The organism is Vibrio sp. 03_296 (genome assembly GCF_002265885.1).
In genome coordinates this window covers 1-1,117 of the sequence record NZ_NPKW01000400.1, presented here as the reverse complement: position 1 = coordinate 1,117, position 1,117 = coordinate 1, and the positions used below count along the sequence as shown (strand labels likewise).

The 1,117-nt window shown below is 47.1% G+C and carries 1 pseudogene; it reads right to left on the bottom strand.

The features are described 5' to 3' along the window. Positions 1-929, bottom strand: a pseudogene (locus CIK04_RS33800) (Bcr/CflA family efflux MFS transporter); the annotation flags it as partial. Between the last annotated feature and the right edge of the window lie 188 nt (positions 930-1,117).

The following is a 1,117-nucleotide window of genomic DNA, read 5'->3' as shown; positions in this document are numbered from 1 at the left end:
ATTCGCTACAGCAATCAGACAGAATGGCGCTAAGATTGGCCAAATCGAGGTTAACTGCCATTGTGATGCGAATGAAATCAGCAGTGCGGCGACGCTAAACAGATCCAATCAGTGACGAATGGACTTTTCATCACCAAATTTACGTACGCCAACTTTACCTAAGTATCCGCCGACCATAAACGCGATGGTTTGCGGCACAAAGCTCATGCCGATGTCTTTGGCATCGTAGCCAAGCTGCGCCATTATTTCAGGCATACCGGTCAGGTAAGCAAAGAAAGCGGCAGACGCGGTGGCGAACATCAGGACGTTGCCCAAATAGGTTTTTGAGCTGAGTAGATGTTTGATATCCGATGTTACACTGCTTTGCTTTGGCTCATTAGCGACACTAGGCTGTGCCACGTTGTTGCCGCAACCAAGACCAATCCCAGGTACTGTTAACGCGAACAAAAATACTGTGCCAACCAAAGCTATCTGCTAATACAACATCCCAACTGAGGGGCGAGCGCAGGAGAAAGCGCCACCAGCGGCATAATGGTAGCAAAAATTTGTTGGACTACTGCTGGAGTACGTTGATGACCATGGCTTGCAGATCACGGCCGGCGCGCACACCCGATCGCTTGCACAAAACGCAAGCTGAGCAGTTGCCAAACTTGATCACTGAACGCCAAACCCAATGAGGCCAGCGTAAACAGAGCAAGGCCAGCTGCCAAGGTATTACGGTGGCCAAACTTATCAGAGGCAAGGCCCCAAAGCAGTTGACCGACTGCCATGCCGACCAAGAAAACGGTTAAAGAGAGCGCGATCTGCTCTGGTCCGGTCATAAAGTCGATTTCCATCGCTTTAAAGGCAGGGAGATACATGTCTGTTGCGACAAAGCCGAGCATCGAGAGGGCTGCAAGATACACAAGCTGTAATTTTGAAATGTTCATAGTTATTCCATTCAATTTTTTTCATCTACAAATGTTTTGTGATCAGTTGGCGCCAACCCTGATTTATATGCCCTGCTATTCTATTTTCGCTATTTGATAAATAAAAACGCTAAAATTCGTGGTTATCAATCAAAATTTTTGAAAGGTAGGCTGTGTTTTCAAAACCGTCGCTAGAAATGTTGGATACC